Annotated in this window: 21 protein-coding genes; 16 read left to right on the forward strand and 5 right to left on the reverse strand. The window is 62.0% G+C overall.

Features of this window, described 5'->3' with window-relative positions; genetic code table 11:
- Positions 1 to 95 precede the first annotated feature (95 nt).
- The 6 genes from HJC04_RS24155 to HJC04_RS24180 all read left to right on the forward strand — a co-directional run bounded on the left by HJC04_RS24155 (position 96) and on the right by HJC04_RS24180 (position 6460).
- Complete coding sequence (locus tag HJC04_RS24155; RefSeq protein ID WP_210628439.1) at positions 96 to 1871, forward strand: adenylate/guanylate cyclase domain-containing protein; 1776 nt, start codon at positions 96 to 98, stop codon at positions 1869 to 1871.
- A gap of 255 nt (positions 1872 to 2126) precedes the next feature.
- A complete protein-coding gene (rpsF, locus tag HJC04_RS24160; RefSeq protein WP_004680499.1) occupies positions 2127 to 2585 on the forward strand; it encodes a 30S ribosomal protein S6 in 459 nt (152 codons plus the stop codon).
- Between the two features lie 12 nt (positions 2586 to 2597).
- On the forward strand, positions 2598 to 2846 hold the full coding sequence (rpsR, locus tag HJC04_RS24165; RefSeq protein WP_004680498.1) for a 30S ribosomal protein S18: 249 nt from the start codon (positions 2598 to 2600) through the stop codon (positions 2844 to 2846).
- A 156-nt stretch (positions 2847 to 3002) separates the two neighbouring features.
- Positions 3003 to 3989, forward strand: coding sequence for a DUF2232 domain-containing protein (locus tag HJC04_RS24170; protein WP_221123408.1), 987 nt, complete (start codon positions 3003 to 3005; stop codon positions 3987 to 3989).
- 22 nt (positions 3990 to 4011) lie between these two features.
- Positions 4012 to 4590, forward strand: coding sequence for a 50S ribosomal protein L9 (gene rplI, locus HJC04_RS24175; protein ID WP_210628441.1), 579 nt, complete (start codon positions 4012 to 4014; stop codon positions 4588 to 4590).
- 373 nt (positions 4591 to 4963) lie between these two features.
- On the forward strand, positions 4964 to 6460 hold the full coding sequence (locus HJC04_RS24180; RefSeq protein WP_011424771.1) for a replicative DNA helicase: 1497 nt from the start codon (positions 4964 to 4966) through the stop codon (positions 6458 to 6460).
- A gap of 24 nt (positions 6461 to 6484) precedes the next feature.
- Here the strand turns inward: HJC04_RS24180 and HJC04_RS24185 are convergent, their stop codons facing one another.
- From HJC04_RS24185 to HJC04_RS24195, 3 genes are all read right to left on the reverse strand, one after another.
- Positions 6485 to 6787 carry an AzlD family protein gene (locus tag HJC04_RS24185; protein ID WP_210628442.1) on the reverse strand — a complete coding sequence of 101 codons (303 nt, stop codon included), beginning with the start codon at positions 6785 to 6787 and terminating at the stop codon, positions 6485 to 6487.
- Positions 6784 to 7488 (reverse strand): AzlC family ABC transporter permease, encoded by a 705-nt coding sequence (locus HJC04_RS24190; protein WP_221123409.1) that lies wholly within the window; start codon positions 7486 to 7488, stop codon positions 6784 to 6786. Before HJC04_RS24190 ends, HJC04_RS24185 begins: the two co-directional genes overlap by 4 nt.
- 67 nt (positions 7489 to 7555) lie before the next feature.
- Entirely contained in the window at positions 7556 to 8377 is an 822-nt protein-coding gene (locus HJC04_RS24195; RefSeq protein ID WP_210628444.1) for an AraC family transcriptional regulator, read from the reverse strand.
- Between the two features lie 190 nt (positions 8378 to 8567).
- On the opposite strand from HJC04_RS24195, the gene alr reads away from it, so the two are divergent.
- A complete protein-coding gene (alr, locus tag HJC04_RS24200; protein ID WP_221123410.1) occupies positions 8568 to 9731 on the forward strand; it encodes an alanine racemase in 1164 nt (387 codons plus the stop codon).
- Between the two features lie 9 nt (positions 9732 to 9740).
- Here alr and HJC04_RS24205 read toward each other — a convergent pair whose 3' ends face one another.
- The gene (locus HJC04_RS24205) at positions 9741 to 10376 is read right to left on the reverse strand and encodes a LysE family translocator (protein ID WP_221123425.1); all 636 of its coding nucleotides are present in this window, start codon (positions 10374 to 10376) and stop codon (positions 9741 to 9743) included.
- 166 nt (positions 10377 to 10542) lie between these two features.
- Between HJC04_RS24205 and radA the strand changes: the two genes are divergently transcribed.
- The 4 genes from radA to HJC04_RS24225 all read left to right on the forward strand — a co-directional run bounded on the left by radA (position 10543) and on the right by HJC04_RS24225 (position 15192).
- Positions 10543 to 11943, forward strand: coding sequence for a DNA repair protein RadA (gene radA, locus HJC04_RS24210; RefSeq protein WP_210628447.1), 1401 nt, complete (start codon positions 10543 to 10545; stop codon positions 11941 to 11943).
- A gap of 90 nt (positions 11944 to 12033) precedes the next feature.
- Entirely contained in the window at positions 12034 to 12651 is a 618-nt protein-coding gene (locus HJC04_RS24215) for a CvpA family protein (protein WP_184453256.1), read from the forward strand.
- A 231-nt stretch (positions 12652 to 12882) separates the two neighbouring features.
- Positions 12883 to 14373 carry an amidophosphoribosyltransferase gene (purF, locus tag HJC04_RS24220; protein WP_221123411.1) on the forward strand — a complete coding sequence of 497 codons (1491 nt, stop codon included), beginning with the start codon at positions 12883 to 12885 and terminating at the stop codon, positions 14371 to 14373.
- A 78-nt stretch (positions 14374 to 14451) separates the two neighbouring features.
- Positions 14452 to 15192, forward strand: coding sequence for an SDR family NAD(P)-dependent oxidoreductase (locus tag HJC04_RS24225; RefSeq protein ID WP_210628449.1), 741 nt, complete (start codon positions 14452 to 14454; stop codon positions 15190 to 15192).
- 9 nt (positions 15193 to 15201) lie between these two features.
- On the opposite strand, the gene HJC04_RS24230 is transcribed toward HJC04_RS24225, so the two are convergent.
- Complete coding sequence (locus HJC04_RS24230; RefSeq protein WP_221123412.1) at positions 15202 to 15951, reverse strand: GH25 family lysozyme; 750 nt, start codon at positions 15949 to 15951, stop codon at positions 15202 to 15204.
- 318 nt (positions 15952 to 16269) lie between these two features.
- On the opposite strand from HJC04_RS24230, the gene cysS reads away from it, so the two are divergent.
- From cysS to pip, 5 genes are all read left to right on the forward strand, one after another.
- On the forward strand, positions 16270 to 17646 hold the full coding sequence (gene cysS, locus HJC04_RS24235; protein WP_221123413.1) for a cysteine--tRNA ligase: 1377 nt from the start codon (positions 16270 to 16272) through the stop codon (positions 17644 to 17646).
- A 151-nt stretch (positions 17647 to 17797) separates the two neighbouring features.
- A complete protein-coding gene (locus HJC04_RS24240; RefSeq protein WP_221123414.1) occupies positions 17798 to 18277 on the forward strand; it encodes a GFA family protein in 480 nt (159 codons plus the stop codon).
- Positions 18277 to 18768 (forward strand): GFA family protein, encoded by a 492-nt coding sequence (locus tag HJC04_RS24245; RefSeq protein WP_210628453.1) that lies wholly within the window; start codon positions 18277 to 18279, stop codon positions 18766 to 18768. Before HJC04_RS24240 ends, HJC04_RS24245 begins: the two co-directional genes overlap by 1 nt.
- Positions 18758 to 19234: a GFA family protein gene (locus HJC04_RS24250; RefSeq protein WP_221123415.1), complete on the forward strand. Its 477-nt coding sequence runs from the start codon at positions 18758 to 18760 to the stop codon at positions 19232 to 19234. Before HJC04_RS24245 ends, HJC04_RS24250 begins: the two co-directional genes overlap by 11 nt.
- Complete coding sequence (gene pip / locus HJC04_RS24255) at positions 19231 to 20193, forward strand: prolyl aminopeptidase (RefSeq protein WP_221123416.1); 963 nt, start codon at positions 19231 to 19233, stop codon at positions 20191 to 20193. Before HJC04_RS24250 ends, pip begins: the two co-directional genes overlap by 4 nt.
- The last annotated feature ends 72 nt before the right edge of the window (positions 20194 to 20265 follow it).

The raw sequence follows: 20265 nt of genomic DNA on the forward strand, positions 1-20265 counted from the left end.
ACGAGGTCAAGCTCCGGAGGCGATTTCGCTTCTCCGTTCTCGGCATTTCAGCTAGATTTATATAGTGCCGGCAGCGCCGCAGGAGCGCTCACCCCGTGGAACGAAAGCTCGCAGTGATACTTGCCGGCGACGTTGCCGGTTACAGTCGCCTTGTTGCAGCCAACGAGGAAGACGCCCTTGCGACACTCAGTGTCTATGGCGCCACCATCGGTGATCTGGTGCGCGAGCATGGCGGGCGGATTTTCGGCAGCGCCGGAGATAGCATGGTCGCCGAATTCCACAGCGCAGTGCAAGGCGTCCGTGCAGCCGTCGCGATCCAGCGCGCCCTCCATCGCCGAAATGCGGACCTGCCTGTGGATCGACGCATGGAGTTCCGCCTTGGGCTCAACCTCGGCGATGTCGTCGTCTCCGGAGATAACTTGCTTGGCGACGGCGTGAACGTCGCCGCCCGCCTTCAAGAAGTGGCGCTGCCTTCAGGTATCTGTGTTTCCGGTGCTTTGCGGGAGCAGATCGAGGGCAAGCTGGACTTTCCGCTCGTGTCGATGGGCGATCGCACACTGAAAAACATTCCCCGCCCGGTGCCCGTGCATCGGGTTGACTGGAGCCGCGAGGACCCTGTTGAAGCGGGGGTGCTCGGCGGACCACTCAGACTGCCTGACAAACCCTCGATCGCCGTATTACCCTTCGTCAACATGTCCGATGACCCGGAGCAGGAGTTCTTCGCCGATGGCTTGACCGAAGACATCATCACGGCGCTCTCGCTTTATCGCTGGTTTTTCGTCATCGCTCAGAACTCGTCCTTTGTGTTTAAGGGACGCGCGGTTGATGTGAAGCAAATCGGGCGCGATCTCGGCGTGCGCTATATCGTAGAAGGCAGCGTGCGCAGGGTCGGGATGCGTATTCGCGTCACAGGCCAGCTGATCGAGGCGGAAAGCGGCGTGCACCTCTGGGCACAACGCTACGACCGTGAAATCGCCGATATCTTCGCCATTCAGGACGAACTTACCCAAAACGTCGTCGGTGCCATCGAGCCTGAAATCCTTATCGGCGAAAGCCGCCGTGCGTTGCTGCGAACCACGGACAACCTCGATGCCTACGAGAGCCACATGCGCGGCACCTGGCTGCATAACGCACAGGATACGGCCGAGCATTTCAGCGAGGCCATCATCTGGCATCGGCGAGCCATCGAACTCGATCCCAGCTTTGCGCGCGCCCACATGATGTTGGCCCGCTCGCTCTACGCCCGCTGTCTCCGCGGCTTCAGCGACGACGTCGACAGGGACAGTACTGAACTTCGCCTCGAGGCAGAACGTGCTGTCGCGCTCGACCCGCGCGATCCCTACTCTCATTATGTTATGTGCCTCGGCCATTTTGCGGCTCATAACGCTCCAGCCGCGGTCGAGGCGTCCCAGCAGGCGATCGATCTCAACCCCAATTTTGCACTCGCGCACATGGCGCTCGGATGGGCTCGCATTTTCGCCGGCCATTTCGCCGAAGCCTGCGACCCGCTGCACATGGCCCTGCGGCTTAGTCCGCATGACCCCTTTACCTATCTCTTTTTCGACCGACTAGCGTTGTCCCATTACCATCTCAGCAACTACGAGGAGGCTACTCACTATTCCGAACGCGGACTGTCGCTCCGCCGTGCTTATTTCAACCGACTCGTGCTCCTCGCGAGTCTAGGACAGCTCGATCGCCACGACGAAGCGCGGCGGCTAATACCGGAAATTCTAGCACACGCACCGACGGACCTCGAACACTACTGGAAGTTTCTGACACCCTATGTCGCCACCAACCACTACGACCATTTCGTCGACGGTTTACGCAAAGCAGGACTACCTTTGTTGAACTCGCCGCGAGAACAATGCTGACTGTCCCTTGCGTTTCGCGCAAAAATCCGTATAAGCCGCGCTGTTCGTTAACCCGGTCTTCTGGCTGGTGGCTGAACGGAGGGCCGGTTTCCGCTTGGAAATCGTTCGGAACGGAAGCGTTCCAGCCTCCCGTGTCTCCGCTCTCGACCGTCTCGGAAACGCTTTTCTTGCCTGGGCCCGCCCAATCAGGAGCAGTCGTTGAGGCTTAGCCGCCGAATATCGGGTTGAACCAAACGCAAGAAAGGCAAAGCTGTCATGGCTCTTTATGAACATGTATTCCTTGCCCGGCAGGATATTTCCGCTCAGCAGGTCGATGCCCTCGTAGAACAGTACAAGGGTGTGATCGAAGCTAACGGCGGCAAGGTCGGGCGCATCGAAAACTGGGGCCTCAAGTCCCTCACCTATCGCATCAAGAAGAACCGCAAGGCACACTACGCCCTGATGGACATCGATGCACCGGCAGCAGCGATCCAGGAAATGGAACGTCAGATGCGCATCAGCGAAGACGTTCTTCGCTACATGACCATCGCCGTCGAAAAGCACGAAGAAGGCCCGTCTGCCATGCTGCAGAAGCGCGACCGCGACGATCGCGGCCCGCGCGAAGGTGGCGATCGTGGCCCGCGTCGCGAATTCGGCGACCGTCCGCCGCGCCGCGACGGCGATTTCCAGCGTGGCCCGCGTCCGGACCGCGCTCCCCGCGAAGACCGTGCATAAGGAGATATAAGAATGTCTGAAGCTTCCTCCGCACCGGTCCGTCGTCCGTTCCATCGCCGCCGCAAGACCTGCCCGTTCTCCGGCGCAAACGCACCGCGGATCGACTACAAGGACGTACGTCTGCTGCAGCGCTACATTTCCGAGCGCGGCAAGATCGTTCCGTCCCGCATCACGGCCGTTTCCCAGAAGAAGCAGCGCGAACTCGCCCAGGCGATCAAGCGCGCGCGTTTCCTCGGCCTGTTGCCTTACGTCGTCGCCTGATCGGCCGATGTGATGACATTTAAGGGTAGGCATTCGTGCCTTCCCTTCTCCCTTTCGCGATGGGCGCGGATCGGAATTCTTAAAACCCATGTTGAGACGTTTCTGAATTCGATTCAGCAACAGCCTCTAACTGCTTGATGAAGCAGGACAGCGACCTTGAAACGACCGGATCTTAAAACGCTGCTGATCGGCGCACTCGCCGGATTGACCGCCGCCCTGCTGGTGTTGGGCGCGAGCATGCAGCCGTCGTTTTTCAGCGCGCTGCTCTACACGGCCTCGGCGCTGCCGATCCTGATCGTCGGGCTTGGCTGGGGCAATGCCGCCGCGATTTCGGCCGTCGTCACGGGAGCGGCGCTTGGTGCGGTCCTCATCTCCCCGTCTTTCGCGCTCATCATGACGCTGGTGACGCTGCTGCCGGCCGGCTGGCTGAGCCATCTCGCCAATCTCGCGCGTCCCGCCTCCGAACTCGGCGGCCCCGACCATCTGCTTGCCTGGTATCCGCTCTCCGATATCCTGCTGCATCTGTGCGGACTGGTGACGCTTGCCGTCATCGTCATCGGCGTGATGATCGGCTATGGGCCTGATATCACCGATCCGATCGTCGATCTGCTGATCACCTCGGTCAAACAGCAGCAGCCGGAATTCATGCCCGATCCGGCGGCAACCGCGCAGACCAAATCGCTTATCCTGCTGATGCTGCCGGCCGTGCAGGGCGGCATGTGGGTCAGCATGCTGTTTGCCGCCTATTATTTCGCCGTGCGCATCGTCGCCGCATCCGGCCGGGGCCTTCGGCCGCGCGAGGATATTCCTTCGTCGCTGCGCATGAACCGCAATTCGATCTTCATCTTTCTGGCCGGGCTTGCTGCCTGCTTCTTCGGCGGCGTTCCAGCGCTCGTCGGCGCGACCGTGATCGGCACCTTCGGCGCCGGTTTCATGCTCTCCGGCTTCGCCTCGCTGCATTTCCGCACACGTGGAAAGGACTGGCGCATACCGGCCCTCATCCTCTGCTACCTGGCTTCGATGCTCGTGCTGCTGCCAGCTCTCCTCATCCTCGTCCTGGGTCTCAGCGATACGCGCAAGGCGATCGCGCTCACCCCGGCGAAAGATGCCGATACCTCCAAACAATCCGACACGAAAATCTGAGACACAAGAAAGGAACAAGAAAATGGAAGTCATCCTTCTCGAACGCATCTCCAAGCTCGGCCAGATGGGCGAAACCGTAAAGGTTCGCGACGGCTTTGCCCGCAACTACCTGCTGCCGCTCGGCAAGGCGCTGCGCGCCAATGCCGCCAACAAGGCTCGCTTCGAATCCGAGCGCGCGACGCTCGAAGCCCGTAACCTCGAGCGCAAGTCGGAAGCCCAGAAGGTCGCCGACGTTCTCGACGGCAAGTCCTTCATCGTCGTACGCTCCGCCGGCGAAACCGGCCAGCTTTACGGCTCGGTCGCTGCCCGCGACGTTATCGAAGTTCTCGCCGCGGAAGGCTTCAACATCGGCCGCAACCAGGTTCACCTCAACACGCCGATCAAGGCGATCGGCCTGCACAAGGTCGAGCTGCAGCTGCATGCCGAAGTCGAAATCAACATCGAGCTGAACGTTGCCCGTTCTGCCGAAGAGGCAGAGCGTCAGGCCAAGGGCGAAGAACTCACCTCGGTCGACGCGATCTACGGTGTTGACGAAGACGCACTGCGTCCGGAAGATTTCTTCGATCCGGAAGCCGACGGCCTCGACGAAGACGAAGCATAATTCTCGACGGACAGTCCGCGAGAGGGAGAGCCCGGCCACCGCGCCGGGCTTTTTCTTTCCGTGCGTTCCGGGTTCGCGCAGCCGTCGGTCGCCTTTTTAGCGGGGGATACCCGGATGTTTTTGCTGCGTGCCCGATGCCATCGGGCTAACATATCCTTCTCCGGAACGGATGAGCTGAGTCGGCTCCGTACCGTGTCCTGCGGGTGACACTGCCAGTATTTCTGAATTGTGTCGCCCGGGACTGTGGAGAAGTCGAACAATGGGCACAGCGTTCAGGATTTAAGTGAGACGAGCCCCGCTCCTGTCGCAGCCCCTTGATTTTCTCCATCCGGAATTGCAAATCCGGAGTTGGAAAAAGACAGAACGGATGATGATGAACGACGCCGCTCGAAAGATTGCAGCCGTTGCTCCGTCGGAGCAGCATTACCGCGAAGCACCCAACAATATCGAAGCCGAGCAGGCGCTTCTCGGCGCCATCCTGATGAACAACGACGCCTATTACCGGGTGTCGGATTTTCTGAAGCCGATCCACCTCTACGAACCGCTGCACCGGAAGATCTTCGAGGTCGCCGGCGACATCATCCGCATGGGCAAGATCGCCAATCCGGTAACGATCAAGACCTTCCTGAAGGCCGACGAGAAAGTCGGCGACATGACGGTTTCGCAATATCTGGCGAGCCTCGTCAGCAATGCCGTGACCGTGATCAACGCCGAGGATTACGGCCGGGCGATCTATGATCTCGCGCTGCGCCGGGCGCTGATCACCATCGGCGAGGATGTCGTCAATATCGCCTATGACGCGCCGCTCGACATGCCGCCGCAGTCGCAGATCGAAGATACCGAGCGTCGCCTGTTCGAACTCGCGGAAAACGGCCGCTACGACGGCGGCTTCCAGTCCTTCAATGATGCGGTGGCGCTCGCGATCGACATGGCGGCCGTCGCCAAGGAACGCGACGGCGGCCTTTCCGGAATTTCCACCGGCATCCATTCGCTCGATGCCAAGATGGGCGGCCTGCAGCGTTCGGACTTGATCATCCTCGCCGGACGCCCCGGCATGGGCAAGACTTCGCTTGCGACCAACATTGCCTATAACATCGCTGCCGCCTATGAGGGCGAGGTGCAGCCGGACGGCAGCATGAAAGCCAAGAACGGCGGCGTCGTCGGCTTCTACTCGCTCGAAATGTCGTCCGAACAGCTCGCCACCCGTATCATCTCCGAGCAGACGGAAGTCTCCTCCTCGAAGATCCGTCGCGGCGACATCAACGATGCCGATTTCGAAAAGCTCGTCGCCTGCTCGATGATGATGCAGAAAGTGCCGCTCTATATCGACCAGACCGGCGGCATCTCCATCGCCCAGCTTTCAGCGCGGGCGCGCCGCCTCAAGCGCCAGCGCGGCCTCGACGTGCTCGTGGTCGACTACGTGCAGCTGATGACCGGCTCCGGCAAGTCAAGTGACAACCGCGTCCAGGAAATCACCCAGATCACCACCGGTCTCAAGGCGCTCGGCAAGGAGCTCAACGTTCCGATCATCGCGCTGTCGCAGCTGTCGCGTCAGGTCGAAAGCCGCGACGACAAGCGCCCGCAGCTCTCCGATCTTCGTGAATCCGGCTCGATCGAGCAGGACGCCGACGTCGTGCTCTTCGTGTTCCGCGAGGAATATTACGTCAAGAACCAGGAGCCGCGCGATCCTCATGATCCCAAATACCCGGAATGGGAAGCGCTGTTCGACAAGGTGAAGGGCACGGCCGACGTCATCATCGCCAAGCAGCGTCACGGACCGACGGGCACCGTGAAGCTCGCGTTCCAGGCGGAATTCACGCGCTTCGCCGATCTCGCAGATCCTTCCTTCATACAATACGAGGAACATTGACGCGGTTTCCCGCGTCGATTTTCTTCAGAGCCCTGCGGCCCGCAATAATGCAACCGTCGCGACGCCGACCACGACGGTCGCAAGCATCGGCAGGCGGCGTGCGGCGATTGCCGTTGCCGCGCAGGCCAGCGTCTCCGCCCAGCCGGTCGCAAAGGCGGTCGGGGCGATGACGGCCATCAGCACGGCCGGCGGAATGGCCTCGATCGCCGTTGTCCGGCGCTCGTCGGTCTCGACATGCCGGATCAGGATGAGGCCGCTGACGCGGGTGAAGACGGTTGCGGCAGCCATCGTGAGGATGGCGATAAAGGTGTTGAGGTCGAGCGTCATGCCGCCTGCTCCCGCGCCCTGCCCTGCCAGAGGGCCACCGCCAGACCGGCCAGCGCACCAGCGGCGATATACCAGACGCTCGGCACGAAATGGTGGACAGCAACGGAAGCGGCACCGCTTGCAGCAAGGACTGCGCCGGTTTCAGGCCCCTTCCAGAAGCCCATGACGAGCACGACGAAAACGGCCGGAAAGGCGAAGTCGAGGCCGATGACGGCAGGATTGCCGAGAAAGGCGCCGAGCAGTGCGCCTGTCAGCGAAGAGCCGACCCAGGTGAGGTAAAAGGGCATGACGATTCCGGCATACCAGGCGGGTGTCAGCTTCGTGCTGCCGGCCCGGAATTCCGCCATGGCCCAGAGCTCGTCGGCGAGGAAGAGCATGGCGATATAACGTTTGACACCGGTGAAGCACTGCATCTTCGTGCCGATCGACGCGCTCATCAGCACATGGCGGATATTGACGAGCAGGGCGGCGAAGCCGACGCTGACCCAGCTTGCCGGATGCGTCCAGATGTCCATCGCCACGAATTGCGAACCGCCTGCGAAAACAAGCGCGCTCATCAGTGTCGTTTCCAGCGGCGAAAGGCCCTTGGTGGCGGCGACCGCGCCGAAGACGAGACCGATCGGCAAGACGGCGATAACAAGCGGAAAAATGGCACGCATTCCGGCGAGAAATTCGCTGGATGGCCGGCTGTGCTGCAACATGGCAATCTCCTGATCAAGATCGCGGAGGGTTAGCCCAGCCCACCATGGCTGTATTGAACGAAAGTGATCAGCCCAGGCGGAATTGGCCGGGGGTTACCCCCGTGCGCGCCTTGAAATGCCGGGTGAAATGCGCCTGATCGGCAAAACCGCATTCAAGCGCGATATCGGCCGGCATGTGCCCCTGCCGCAGCAGCCGGCGGGCCACCTGCACGCGCCGATCCGTCAGAAATGCGTGCGGCGTGATATGATATTCCTTGCGGAAGGCGCGGATGAGATGAGCGCGGCTCAATCCCGCCACGCCCGCCAGCTCCTCAAGGCCGACATCGCTTTCGAAATTCTCGACCAGGTATTCGCGGGCGCGGGCGACGGCGCTTCGCTCCTGCGTATCGACAGGCACGACAATCGTGCTGCCGTGACGCGCAAAGATCGCTGCCAGCACCGAGAACATGCCTTCATCGGCCTCCAGCGCCCCCGCGCCCCTTTCGAGCGTGCGATGGGCGGCATGAAAAGCATTGGCGAGCTCAGGATCGCGTGGAAGCGCGCCGGCGAAGGACGGCGTCGCGTGGAAGGCCTTGCCAGTGACATCCTCCAGAATATCGACGAACAGCTTCATGTCGGGATAGACCATACGGTAACGGTAGCCTTCACCGCCCGGGGCGCCGTCATGGATGACACCGGGATCGATCAGATAAAGATCGCCCGGCCCGGTTTCCTCCCGCCTGCCGCTGAGGGTGGCAATCTGAGTGCCACTTTCGATCGCGCCGATGCTGAAGGTATCGTGCGCATGCGGCGCATACTCATGCGTGAGAAAGGTGGCGCTCAGGCACTCCATGCCGCGGAAACGGGTATCCCGCCAGAAGCGGGCCGATTCCACATTGGCAAGCGGCATGGCCTCCGCGGCCTCTTTCTGGGATACGTTGTGCATCCGCTAAGATTAGCGCGGAAGCTGGTAGGCGTCTTGAACAAAAGTGATCGGACAAGAGGCAAAGGGTGGTATGTGGACTGCCTGCGCTTTCCCTTGACCACAATCGTCTTTAGACTGGTTCGGGTGGTTACCTTCCATTTCTTCACGGCGATTCATGACAGATTTTCCCATCCCCTTCGAAGACGACGATCTTTTCGCTTCCGCAGGACTGCGGCTGACGGTCGACCTGACCGCGCTGACGGAGAACTGGCGCGACATGGCGCGCCGCTCGGGCGCAGCGCGCGCCGCCGCGGTCGTTAAGGCGGATGCCTACGGCATGGGCATCGAGGATGCCGGCGAAGCGCTCTACCTGGCGGGCGCCCGGGATTTTTTCGTCGCGACCGTCGACGAGGGCGTGACGCTTCGCCTCTATGCGCCGGAGGCGCGCATCTTCGTGCTCTCGGGCATATGGCCGGGAGCCGAACGGCGCTTCTTCGAGAACGATCTTGTGCCGGTGATTTCGTCCGACGAACAACTCGCCTTCTGGATGGCAGTGCTTGCCGATTATGGCGATTATCCCTGCGCGCTGCATGTCGATACCGGCTTCAATCGGCTGGGGCTGCGCATCGACGACGCCATTGCCCTTGCCGACGACGTCTCGCGGCCGGCCAGCTTTGCGCCGGTGCTGGTCATGAGCCACCTCGCCTGCGGCGACGATCCCAGCCATGCCATGAACCGGCAGCAACTCGAATCATTCCGTAGGGTTGCGGCCGCGTATGAAGGCATCGATTCAAGCCTTGCCGCCTCGGCCGGCATCTTTCTCGGCGCAGACTATCACTTCGACCTGACTCGTCCCGGCATTTCGCTCTATGGCGGCGAGGCGGTCTGCGGCATGGCCAACCCGATGCGGCCGGTTGCCACCGCGGAAGCGCGCGTCATCCAGGTTCGCACCGTCGAGGCCGGCGAGACCGTCAGCTACGGGCGAGCGCTGCAGCTTCGCCGTGAAAGCCGGCTGGCGATCGTGTCCGCAGGTTATGCCGATGGTTATATGCGCAGCCAGTCGAGCGGCGGCGTACCGCTGCGCCAGGTGGTGCCGCAGGGCGGGCAAGGCTTCATTGCCGGACACAAGGTGCCGGTCGCGGGCCGGATCACCATGGACCTGACGATCTTCGATATCACCGACCTGCCGGAGAACGCCGTGCGCGCCGGCGATTATGTCGAGCTGTTCGGAACGAACATGCCCCTCGACGACGTGGCGCGGGCGGCGGGCACGATTGGCTACGAGATCCTCACCAGCATGGGGCTGCGCCACGAACGGCGCTACGTCGCCGAGGAATAGGCCTCGCTGTCATCGACTGCTGAGGGCAAGACGCACACCGAGCGCCACGAAAAACGCGCCGAGGCTGCGATCGAGCCATCGTCGGATTTTAGCATTACGCCTGAGCGCATCGGCAAGGCGTCCTCCGAGGAGCACGAGCGGCGGTTCAATGAAGGCGGCGACGGCGATGATGAGTCCGCCATGCAGCATCAGTTGGGCCCATGCCGGCCCTGCCCCCTCGGCAACGAATTGCGGCAGGAATGCCAGGAAGAATATCGCCACTTTCGGATTGAGCAGCGACACCAGGATTCCTTGCCGATAGATCCTTGCGGCCGGGATTTCCTCACCAGTGGCATTGATCAGGCCACCGTCGCCGCTGGCGCGCAGAGCTTGAATGCCCAGCCAGACGAGATAAACGGCACCGAGCCATTTGACCGCAGAGAATGCCAAGGCAGAGGCGGCAAGCACCGCGGAAAGGCCCAATGCCGCCATCAGAACATGCAGGCAGGCGCCTGACCAGACGCCGAACAATGCGGAAAAACCGGCGCTTTTCCCGCCTCTCATCGTATGGCCAAGGATGAAGGCGATGTCTGGGCCTGGCGAGAGGTTCAGCAAAACCGCCGCCGACAGAAATGCAAGCCAATGCGCGAACGAATAGTCGAACATCTTCCACCGTTCCTGATGATCACAGGCGAAAAGCATAGGCACGGCGAAGGCTGATGGGGAAATCATTAGTTTTGATCCATCGCGATAGCCATTATCTCGAGCACGACAATGATTCGATGAAGCATTCGATGGCTTCATTTGTGGAACGCGACTGAAAGAAAGATTGATGGCGAAGGCCAAGACACAATTCATCTGCCAGAATTGCGGCGCGGTTCACAACCGCTGGGCCGGCAAATGCGACAATTGCGGCGAGTGGAACACCATCGTCGAGGAGGACCCGATGGGCGGCATCGGCTCCGGTCCCGGCAAGACGCCGAAGAAGGGCCGGCCGGTGACGCTGACGGCGCTGTCGGGCGAGATCGAGGAGGCGCCGCGCATCCATACCGCCATGTCGGAGCTCGACCGGGCGCTCGGCGGCGGTTTCGTGCGCGGCTCGGCGGTGCTGATCGGCGGCGATCCCGGCATCGGCAAATCGACGCTGCTGATGCAGGCGGCCGCCGCCCTGGCGCGGCGCGGCCACAAGATCATCTATGTCTCCGGCGAGGAGGCGGTGGCGCAGGTCCGGCTGCGGGCGCAGCGGCTTGCCGCGGCCGATACCGATGTGATGCTGGCGGCCGAAACCAATGTCGAGGATATTCTGGCGACGCTTGCCGAGGGCAAACGGCCGGATCTCGTCATCATCGATTCGATCCAGACGCTGTGGAGCGAACTTGCCGACTCCGCACCGGGAACGGTGACGCAGGTGCGCACCGGCGTGCAGTCGATGATCCGTTTCGCCAAACAGACGGGAGCCGCCATGGTGCTCGTCGGGCATGTGACCAAGGACGGGCAGATCGCCGGGCCGCGCGTCGTCGAGCACATGGTCGATGCCGTGCTCTATTTCGAAGGCGATCGCGGCCACCACTACCGCATCCTGCGCACGGTGAAGAACCGCTTCGGACCCACCGATGAGATCGGTGTCTTCGAAATGTCTGACAAAGGCTTACGCGAAGTCGCCAATCCCTCCGAGCTCTTCCTCGGCGAGCGCAACGAAAAATCCCCCGGTGCTGCGGTCTTTGCCGGCATGGAGGGCACCCGTCCGGTGCTCGTCGAGGTGCAGGCGCTGGTGGCGCCGACCTCGCTCGGCACGCCGCGGCGGGCCGTGGTTGGATGGGATTCGGCCCGGCTGTCGATGATCCTGGCGGTGCTGGAGGCTCATTGCGGCGTCAGGCTCGGCCAGCACGACGTTTATCTCAATATCGCCGGCGGCTACCGCATCTCCGAACCGGCGGCCGATCTCGCCGTCGCCTCGGCGCTGGTTTCCTCGCTTGCTGGTATTGCCCTTCCTGCCGATTGCGTCTATTTCGGCGAAGTCAGCCTGTCGGGCGCCATCCGGCCGGTTGCGCACACTGCCCAGCGCCTCAAGGAAGCCGAGAAGCTGGGCTTTTCCGCAGCGCTGCTTCCTTCCGCCTCCGCCGAGCTGCCGAAGGGATCCGGCGGACGATGGAGCGAGGTCGAAAGCCTGCCGGATCTGGTGGCGCGCATCGCCGGGTCGAAGGGAGCGCTGCGTGTGGAAGACGAGGTTTGATCCTTTCATTGCCGGGAATGGTGATGATATAGGAGGCACACGATAAGGCGCGACTCGGCCGCCGAGCGGCAGTCCTGGAGTTGAATTTACATGCCCATTACGATTTTCGACGGTATTGTCATCGGCGTCGTGCTCTTCTCCGCCGTGCTGGCGATGGTCCGCGGCTTTTCGCGGGAGATCCTTTCGATCGCGAGCTGGGGCGGTTCGGCCGCCGCCGCCTATTACCTCTATCCCTACCTGCTCCCCTATGCGAAGAAATATACCGATGACGACCGCATCGCGATCGCCGGTTCGGCAGCCGTCGTCTTCCTGATCGCGCTCATCGTCATCTCCTTCATTACCATGAAGATCGCCGATTTCATCATCGACAGCCGCATCGGCGCCCTCGACCGCACGCTCGGCTTCCTGTTCGGCGCGGCCCGCGGCCTGCTGCTGATGGTGGTCGCCGTCGCCTTCTGGAACTGGCTTGTCGATGTCGACCATCGACCGGCCTGGGTCAACGAAGCCAAGTCGAAGCCCTTCCTGGACTCTATGGTCGTAAAGCTGAAGGCGGTGCTGCCGGAGCAATTCGCCCAGATGATACAGGCGAGCTTCCGTGATAAGATGCAGTCGCCGGCACAGGGCAGCGAAGGCGCCACGCCGCCGGCGGCCGATCAAGCGCCGGCGGAAGACGCGCCTGCAGGCAGCGCGCAGCAGCCGGCGAATTGACGCAGTGTTCAAGAGCTTGACCCGCCGTCCGGCAATTGCCATTTGAGCGGGACGTAAAGTTAAGGTCCGGCCGGGCATTCCAGCTCCGCCGGGCCTCAGCCGTTTCAGAGCCGGAAAACGAGCTTTGAAAGCAAATGTCGTTCAGCATGACGTTATCGGAAAGCTGCCAGGTTTCCGATATATGATATTGGAAATGCCGATCCATTCTTGTGAGAGCAGAGGCCCGCAGAAATGAACCAGTCCCATTCCTTCCCAATCGACGATCCGCTCGACGGAGATACGCTGCATGAAGAATGCGGTGTTTTCGGAATTCTGGGCCATCCCGATGCCGCAGCTCTCACGGCTCTCGGGCTGCATGCCCTGCAGCACCGCGGACAGGAGGCAGCCGGCATCGTCTCCTTCGACGGCAAGCGCTTCTATCAGGAGCGTCATATGGGCCTGGTCGGCGATCACTATACCAATCCGATGACGCTGGCCCGCCTGCCCGGCAGCATAGCGATCGGCCACACGCGCTATTCGACGACAGGCGAAGTGGCGATGCGCAACGTGCAGCCGCTTTTTGCCGAACTGGAGGAAGGCGGCATCGCCATTGCCCATAACGGCAATTTCACCAATGGCCTGACGCTGCGCCGCCAGATCATCGCAACTGGCGCCATCTGTCAATCGACGTCCGATACCGAGGTCGTCCTGCATCTCATCGCCCGGTCGCGCCATGCTTCGACATCCGACCGGTTCATCGACGCCATCCGCCAAATGGAAGGCGGCTATTCGATGCTTGCCATGACCCGCACCAAGCTGATTGCCGCACGCGACCCCACCGGCATCCGCCCGCTTGTCATGGGCGAACTCGACGGCAAGCCGATCTTCTGCTCGGAAACCTGCGCGCTGGACATCATCGGCGCCAAGTTCATCCGCGACGTGGAAAACGGCGAGGTCATCATCTGCGAAATCCAGGCTGACGGCTCGATCAGCGTCGATGCCCGCAAGCCCAGCAAGCCGCAACCGGAGCGTCTCTGCCTGTTCGAATATGTCTATTTCGCCCGTCCGGATTCGGTCGTCGGCGGCCGCAACGTCTATACGACGCGCAAGAACATGGGCATGAACCTCGCCAAGGAATCGCCTGTCGATGCCGATGTCGTCGTGCCGGTGCCGGATGGCGGCACGCCCGCGGCTCTCGGCTATGCGCAGGAAAGCGGCATCCCGTTCGAATACGGCATCATCCGCAACCACTATGTCGGCCGCACCTTCATCGAGCCGACGCAGCAGATCCGCGCCTTCGGCGTCAAGCTGAAGCATTCCGCCAACCGGGCGATGATCGAAGGCAAGCGCGTGGTACTGGTCGACGATTCCATCGTGCGCGGTACGACGTCGCTGAAGATCGTACAGATGATCCGCGAGGCCGGTGCGCGCGAAGTCCATATCCGCGTCGCCAGTCCGATGATCTTTTTCCCGGATTTCTACGGAATCGATACGCCCGACGCCGACAAGCTGCTCGCCAATCAGTATGCCGACGTCGAAGCCATGGCCAAATATATCGGTGCGGATTCGCTTGCCTTCCTGTCGATCAACGGGCTTTACCGCGCCGTCGGCGGCGAGGACCGCAACCCGGCCCGCCCGCAGTTCACCGACCACTACTTCACCGGTGACTATCCGACCCGGCTGCTCGACAAGAACGGCGAATCCATGGGCAACAAGCTTTCGATGCTTGCCAGCAACGGCTGAGCCGCTGCCGCTTTGACTTTCGCTTCCGAGGGGCCTATTGCGCCCCTCACCTTCGCAAGCAAATCCGGAACCGGGCAGATGAACATCAATCTTGAGGGCAGGATCGCACTCGTCACCGGTGCGTCGCGCGGCATCGGCTACTTCACAGCCCTGGAGCTTGCCAAAGCTGGCGCCCATGTCATTGCCTGCGCGCGCACGGTCGGCGGACTGGAGGATCTCGACGATGCGATCAAAGCCGTCGGCGGCAGTGCGACCCTCGTGCCCTTCGACCTTGCCGACATGAACGCGATCGACGCGCTCGGCGGCTCGATCTTCGAGCGCTGGGGCAAGCTCGACATCCTCGTCGCCAATGCCGGCGTGCTCGGCGTCATCTCGCCGATCGGCCATATCGAAGCGAAGGTGTTCGAGAAGGTGATGACCATCAACGTGACGGCGACATGGCGGCTGATCCGCTCGGTCGATCCGCTGCTCGCCCGCTCGGATGCCGGCCGCGCCGTGATCCTCTCCTCGGGCGCGGCCCACAAGTGCAGGCCCTTCTGGGGCGCCTATTCCGCCTCCAAGGCCGCTGTCGAGGCACTGGCCCGGACATGGGCCGGCGAGAGCCAATCGACGCCGCTGCGCATCACCAGCGTCGATCCGGGCGCCACCCGCACGGCGATGCGGGCGCAGGCCGTGCCGGGCGAAGATGCGCAGACGCTGCCGCATCCTTCCGAGGTCGCCAAGGCGATCCTGCCGTTGCTCGGTCCGGGCGTGACAGAGACGGGCAAGCTGTTCATCGTGCGCGAGAACAAGCTCGTCGACTACCGCCTGCCGGAATAAACGGACGCTTCAGTTCGCGGCAACGGCCGGGAACAGATGTGCGAAATCTGTTTCGGCGGGGCATAGGACATTGAGGTCCACTGGTCCCCGGATGCCGTCCAGGGCGCCATTGTCGGCAAATTGCCAGATCGACCAGCGATTGCACCCCTCCTGCGTCGGCTCGTCGAACACGCTTCGCAGCCAGAGGTAGTGCTCGGGGAAGCGGGCCTCATTGCCCTTCAGATATTGATCGAAGAATTCCTGCGTGACGTAGAAGATCGGCTTTTCCGGAAAGATGGCTTTCAGTTCGGTGACGAAGGCATTCACCTCCGTCGCCATCTCATCGACCGTCGGGACCTTGTTGCAATTGCCGACGAATTCCAGATCGATGGCGATAGGCAGGGTGCGCGGCGCCTTCTGCACCGTCGCCAGTACATTCTGCGCCTGTTCCCTGCCCGGGCGGCAGAAGATGAAGAAATGGTAGGCGCCTCTCACCACCCCAGCATCTCCGGCACGCTGCCAGTTCTCGGCAAATCTCGAATCCTTGTGATCGCCGCCTTCGGTCGCCTTCATGATTGCAAAACGCACGTTCGGCTGCGCGGCCACCGTCGTCCAATCAATGTCGCCCTGGTGATGGCTGACATCGATGCCTTGGATTGGATACTGCGATAAGGACGGATAGTTGAAGCGAAGCATGCCGAAATCGTATGCGAAATATGCGGCGGATGCGACCACCAGAATTGCAGCCGCACCGATCGTCCATCGAACAACGCTTGCCACTCATTCCCCCGTGTTTTCAGCAGCTTTTGAAGCGGCTATACGCGATTTGCGCCACGAAAATGGCAGACAAGCCTCAGGGGACGCACGGCATCGGAGAGGTCGTCCAGTTGCCGCCGATCCTTCCTCGCCCCTCTTGACCAAACGTCATTCCCGCGCCATAAAACGCGGCATGAAAACGGTTATCTGCATTATCTGCGGAAAGATTATTCGCTAGCGCACGCGCTGGCCTGGCCGTTTTCGTCTCCCCAATAGTCAAGATGCGAAACGCCCGGCCTGCCGGTCGCGATATTTTTCTGATCGTGCATTTGGGAGAGTGAAATGGGCCGCACGCCGGAACTGAGGCTGTACAACACGCTGACGCGGGAAAAATCGGTCTTCGCGCCGATCGACCCCGACAATGTCCGCATGTATGTCTGCGGCCCGACGGTCTATGATTTCGCCCATATCGGCAATGCCCGGCCGGTCATCGTCTTCGACGTGCTGTTCCGGCTGCTGCGCCATGTCTATGGCAGAGATCACGTCACCTACGCCCGCAACATCACCGACGTCGACGACAAGATCAATGCGCGGGCGCTCAGAGATCATCCGGAGCTGCCGCTGAACGACGCGATCCGCGCGGTCACCGAAAAGACCGAGACACAGTTTCACGCGGATGTCGCCGAACTCGGCTGCCTCGAGCCGAATGTCGAGCCGCGCGCCACCGACAATATCGCCGAGATGATCCAGATCATCGAAAAGCTGATCGGCAACGGGCATGCCTATGTGGCGGCAGGCGAAGTGCTGTTCGACACCAGATCCATGGCCGATTACGGCCAGCTCTCGAAGCGGCCGCTCGACGAACAGCAGGCCGGCGCCCGCGTCGCCGTCGATGCGCACAAGAAGTACCCGGGCGATTTCGTGCTCTGGAAGCTCTCGAGCCACAACGAACCCGGCTGGGAGAGCCCCTGGGGCCGCGGCCGGCCCGGCTGGCATATCGAGTGCTCCGCGATGAGCCGGCGCTACCTCGGCGATGTCTTCGACATTCACGGCGGCGGGCTGGACTTGATCTTCCCGCATCATGAAAACGAGATCGCCCAGTCGCGCTGCGCCCACGGGACCGAGGTGATGGCGAATGTCTGGATGCACAACGGCTTCGTGCAGGTCGAGGGCCGCAAGATGTCGAAATCCGAGGGCAATTTCATCACCATCCACGAGCTGCTGCACACGCAAACCTTCGGCGGCCGCAAATGGCCGGGCGAAGTGCTGCGTCTTGCCATGCTGATGACGCACTACCGCGAGCCGATCGATTTCTCTATCAAACGGCTGGAAGAGGCCGAACGCCTGCTCGCCAAGTGGCCTGCGACGGAAGCCGGCGATGCCGAGCCTGACGAGGCCGTGCTCCATGCCCTTGCCGACGACCTCAATACGGTCGCGGCGGTGCAAGCGCTGCATGCGCTGGCGCAATCCGGCAACGATGCCGTCTTCGCCGCAAGTGCGGCGCTCCTCGGAGTGCTGCCGAAGAAGGTCGAAATCGATGAAGCCTTCGCAGCAGCGGTCGATGCGCTGGTCGCTATGCGTCTCGAAATGCTGAAGGCGAAAAACTTCGCCGAGGCAGACAAGGTTCGCGACGAGCTGACGGCAAAGGGCATCCAGCTGAAGGACGGTAAGGATGTGGTGACCGGCGAGCGGGTGACGACGTGGGAGGTCAAGCGGTGATCGGCGAAGTTGCCGCAAATACCCCTCCCCAACCCCTCCCGACAAGGGTGAGGGGCTGCGATGCCACGCTGCTTCGAAGCAACCTCCCGGCAATCGCAAATATGGGAGGGGTCTTCTCTTTTTTATCGGCATCCTGGCGGAGGGACCTGCCATGACCAAGACCTATACCGGCGGCTGCCAGTGCGGGGCGATCCGTTTCCGCGTCAGCGGCGAACTCAAGGATTCGTCGATTTGTCATTGCCGCATGTGCCAGAAGGCGTTCGGAGCCTATTATGCACCGCTGGTCTCGGTGCGCGGCGCAGACTTTGAGTGGACGCGGGGGGAGCGCAAAAGGTACCGCTCATCGAATTTCGTCGAGCGCGGTTTCTGCGGCGATTGCGGCACGCCGCTGACCTATGAGGCGCCGGACGGAATGGCGATTGCGGCGGGCGCGTTCGACGATCCGTCGCAGCTGCCGCCGACCATTCAATGGGGTCTGGAAGGCAAGATCGGCTTCGTCGATCATCTGCACGAACTGCCGGGAGAACGGACCGAGGCGGATCTGACGGCGGGCTCCTTCCTGCATGAACTGATTTCCCATCAGCACCCCGACCACGATACGCCGGTCTGGCCGCCGGAGGAGCGTGCCTGATGGAAACGGCGAGACAGACCGGCGGATGCCAGTGCGGCGCGGTTCGCTATCGCGCGCTGGGCGAACTGGGTTACCCCCATATCTGCCATTGCCGCATGTGCCAGAAGGCAGCCGGCAATTATTTCCTGCCGCTCGCTGCGGCCAAGCGCGAGCGTTTCCAGCTGACGCGCGGCGAACCGAAGTGGTTCCGCTCCTCCGATCTCGTCCGGCGCGGCTTTTGCGGCGATTGCGGCACGCCGCTGTTTTACGATATTCCGGAAGCGGACTTCATCAACATCGCGCTCGGCTCGCTTGATGAGCCCGATAAGGTCAAGCCCGTGATGCAATCGAACACCGGGCGCAAGGTGTCGTGGTTCCACACACTCGACGGCCTGCCGGTGGAACCAGAGCCTGAAACGCCCGACCGCGAGGAGGCGATCGCGGCAAGTAACCATCAGCACCCGGATCAGGACACTTCCCATTGGCCACTCGGAGAAACACATGACGGATAAGATCAGAACAGGCGGATGCCAGTGCGGCGCCGTGCGCTTCCGCATATCGGGCCAGTTGGGGCGGCCGTCGATCTGCCATTGCCGCATGTGCCAGAAGCAGTTCGGCGGCTTCTTCTCCGCGCTGGTCACAGCACCGGAGGAAGGGATGGAATGGACGCGCGGCGAGCCGAGCTATTTTCAATCCTCGGTCAATATCGATCGCGGCTTCTGCAGCAATTGCGGCACGCCGATGACCTACCGGCATCCAGGTGGGCTGGAGCTTGCGATCGGCACCTTCGACGACCGCAGCGATCTCGCGCCGCAGATCCAGGTCAATTACGAGGCCCGCCTGCCCTGGGTCGAGGAAATCTTCGACGCTCCTGTTTATAAGGACCCGGATTTCTACGCGCGGCAGGAGGCGATCATCTCCTTTCAGCATCCCGACCACGACACCCGGGCGTGGCCCGCGAAAGGCCTGAAAATATGACCGAGGTATTGCGCACGCTCTATCCCGAAATCGAAGCCTATGCCTCCGGCCATCTCGATGTCGGCGACGGCCATGTGATCTACTGGGAACGCTCGGGAACGCCCGGCGCCAAACCAGCCGTCTTCCTGCATGGCGGCCCGGGCGGCGGCATCTCGCCCGCCCACCGCCGGCTTTTCGATCCGGCTCGCTACGACGTCATGCTGTTCGACCAGCGCGGCTGCGGCAAGTCGACGCCGCATGCGGAACTGAATGCCAACACGACCTGGCACCTCGTCGCTGATATCGAGCGGCTGCGCGAAATGGCCGGTGTCGACCGATGGCAGGTGTTTGGCGGCTCCTGGGGCTCGACGCTGGCGCTCGCCTATGCCGAAACGCATCCCGCGCGCGTGTCCGAGCTCATCCTGCGCGGCATCTACACCCTGACGAAGGCCGAGCTCGATTGGTACTACCAGTTCGGCGTCTCGGAAATGTTCCCGGATAAGTGGGAACGCTTCATCGCTCCCATTCCCCCGGAAGAGCGGCATGAAATGATGCATGCCTATCATCGCCGTCTGACGCACGAGGACCGGAACGTGCGCCTTGAGGCCGCGCAAGCCTGGAGCATCTGGGAAGGCGAAACGATCACGCTGCTGCCGGAGCCGGCGACCAGCGGCAAATTCGAGGAGTCGGAATTCGCCTATGCCTTCGCGCGCATCGAGAACCACTTCTTCGTCAATGCCGGCTGGATGGACGAAGGGCAGCTGATCCGGGATGCCGGCCGCATTACGGACATTCCGGGCGTGATCGTGCATGGTCGCTACGATATGCCCTGCCCTGCCAAATATGCCTGGCTGCTACACAAGGCCTGGCCGAAGTCGGAGTTCTACCTGATAGAGGGTGCGGGCCATGCCTATTCGGAGCCGGGGATTCTCGATCGGTTGATCCGGGCGACGGATAAGTTTGCCGGGAAGCCGGACTGATAATTTGGGGCAGCCCCTCACCTTAACCCTCTCCCCGCTCGCGGGGAGAGGGGACGTGCCCAGCGAGACGCT

Source organism: Rhizobium sp. NLR8a, assembly GCF_019685235.1.
Lineage (GTDB): Bacteria > Pseudomonadota > Alphaproteobacteria > Rhizobiales > Rhizobiaceae > Rhizobium.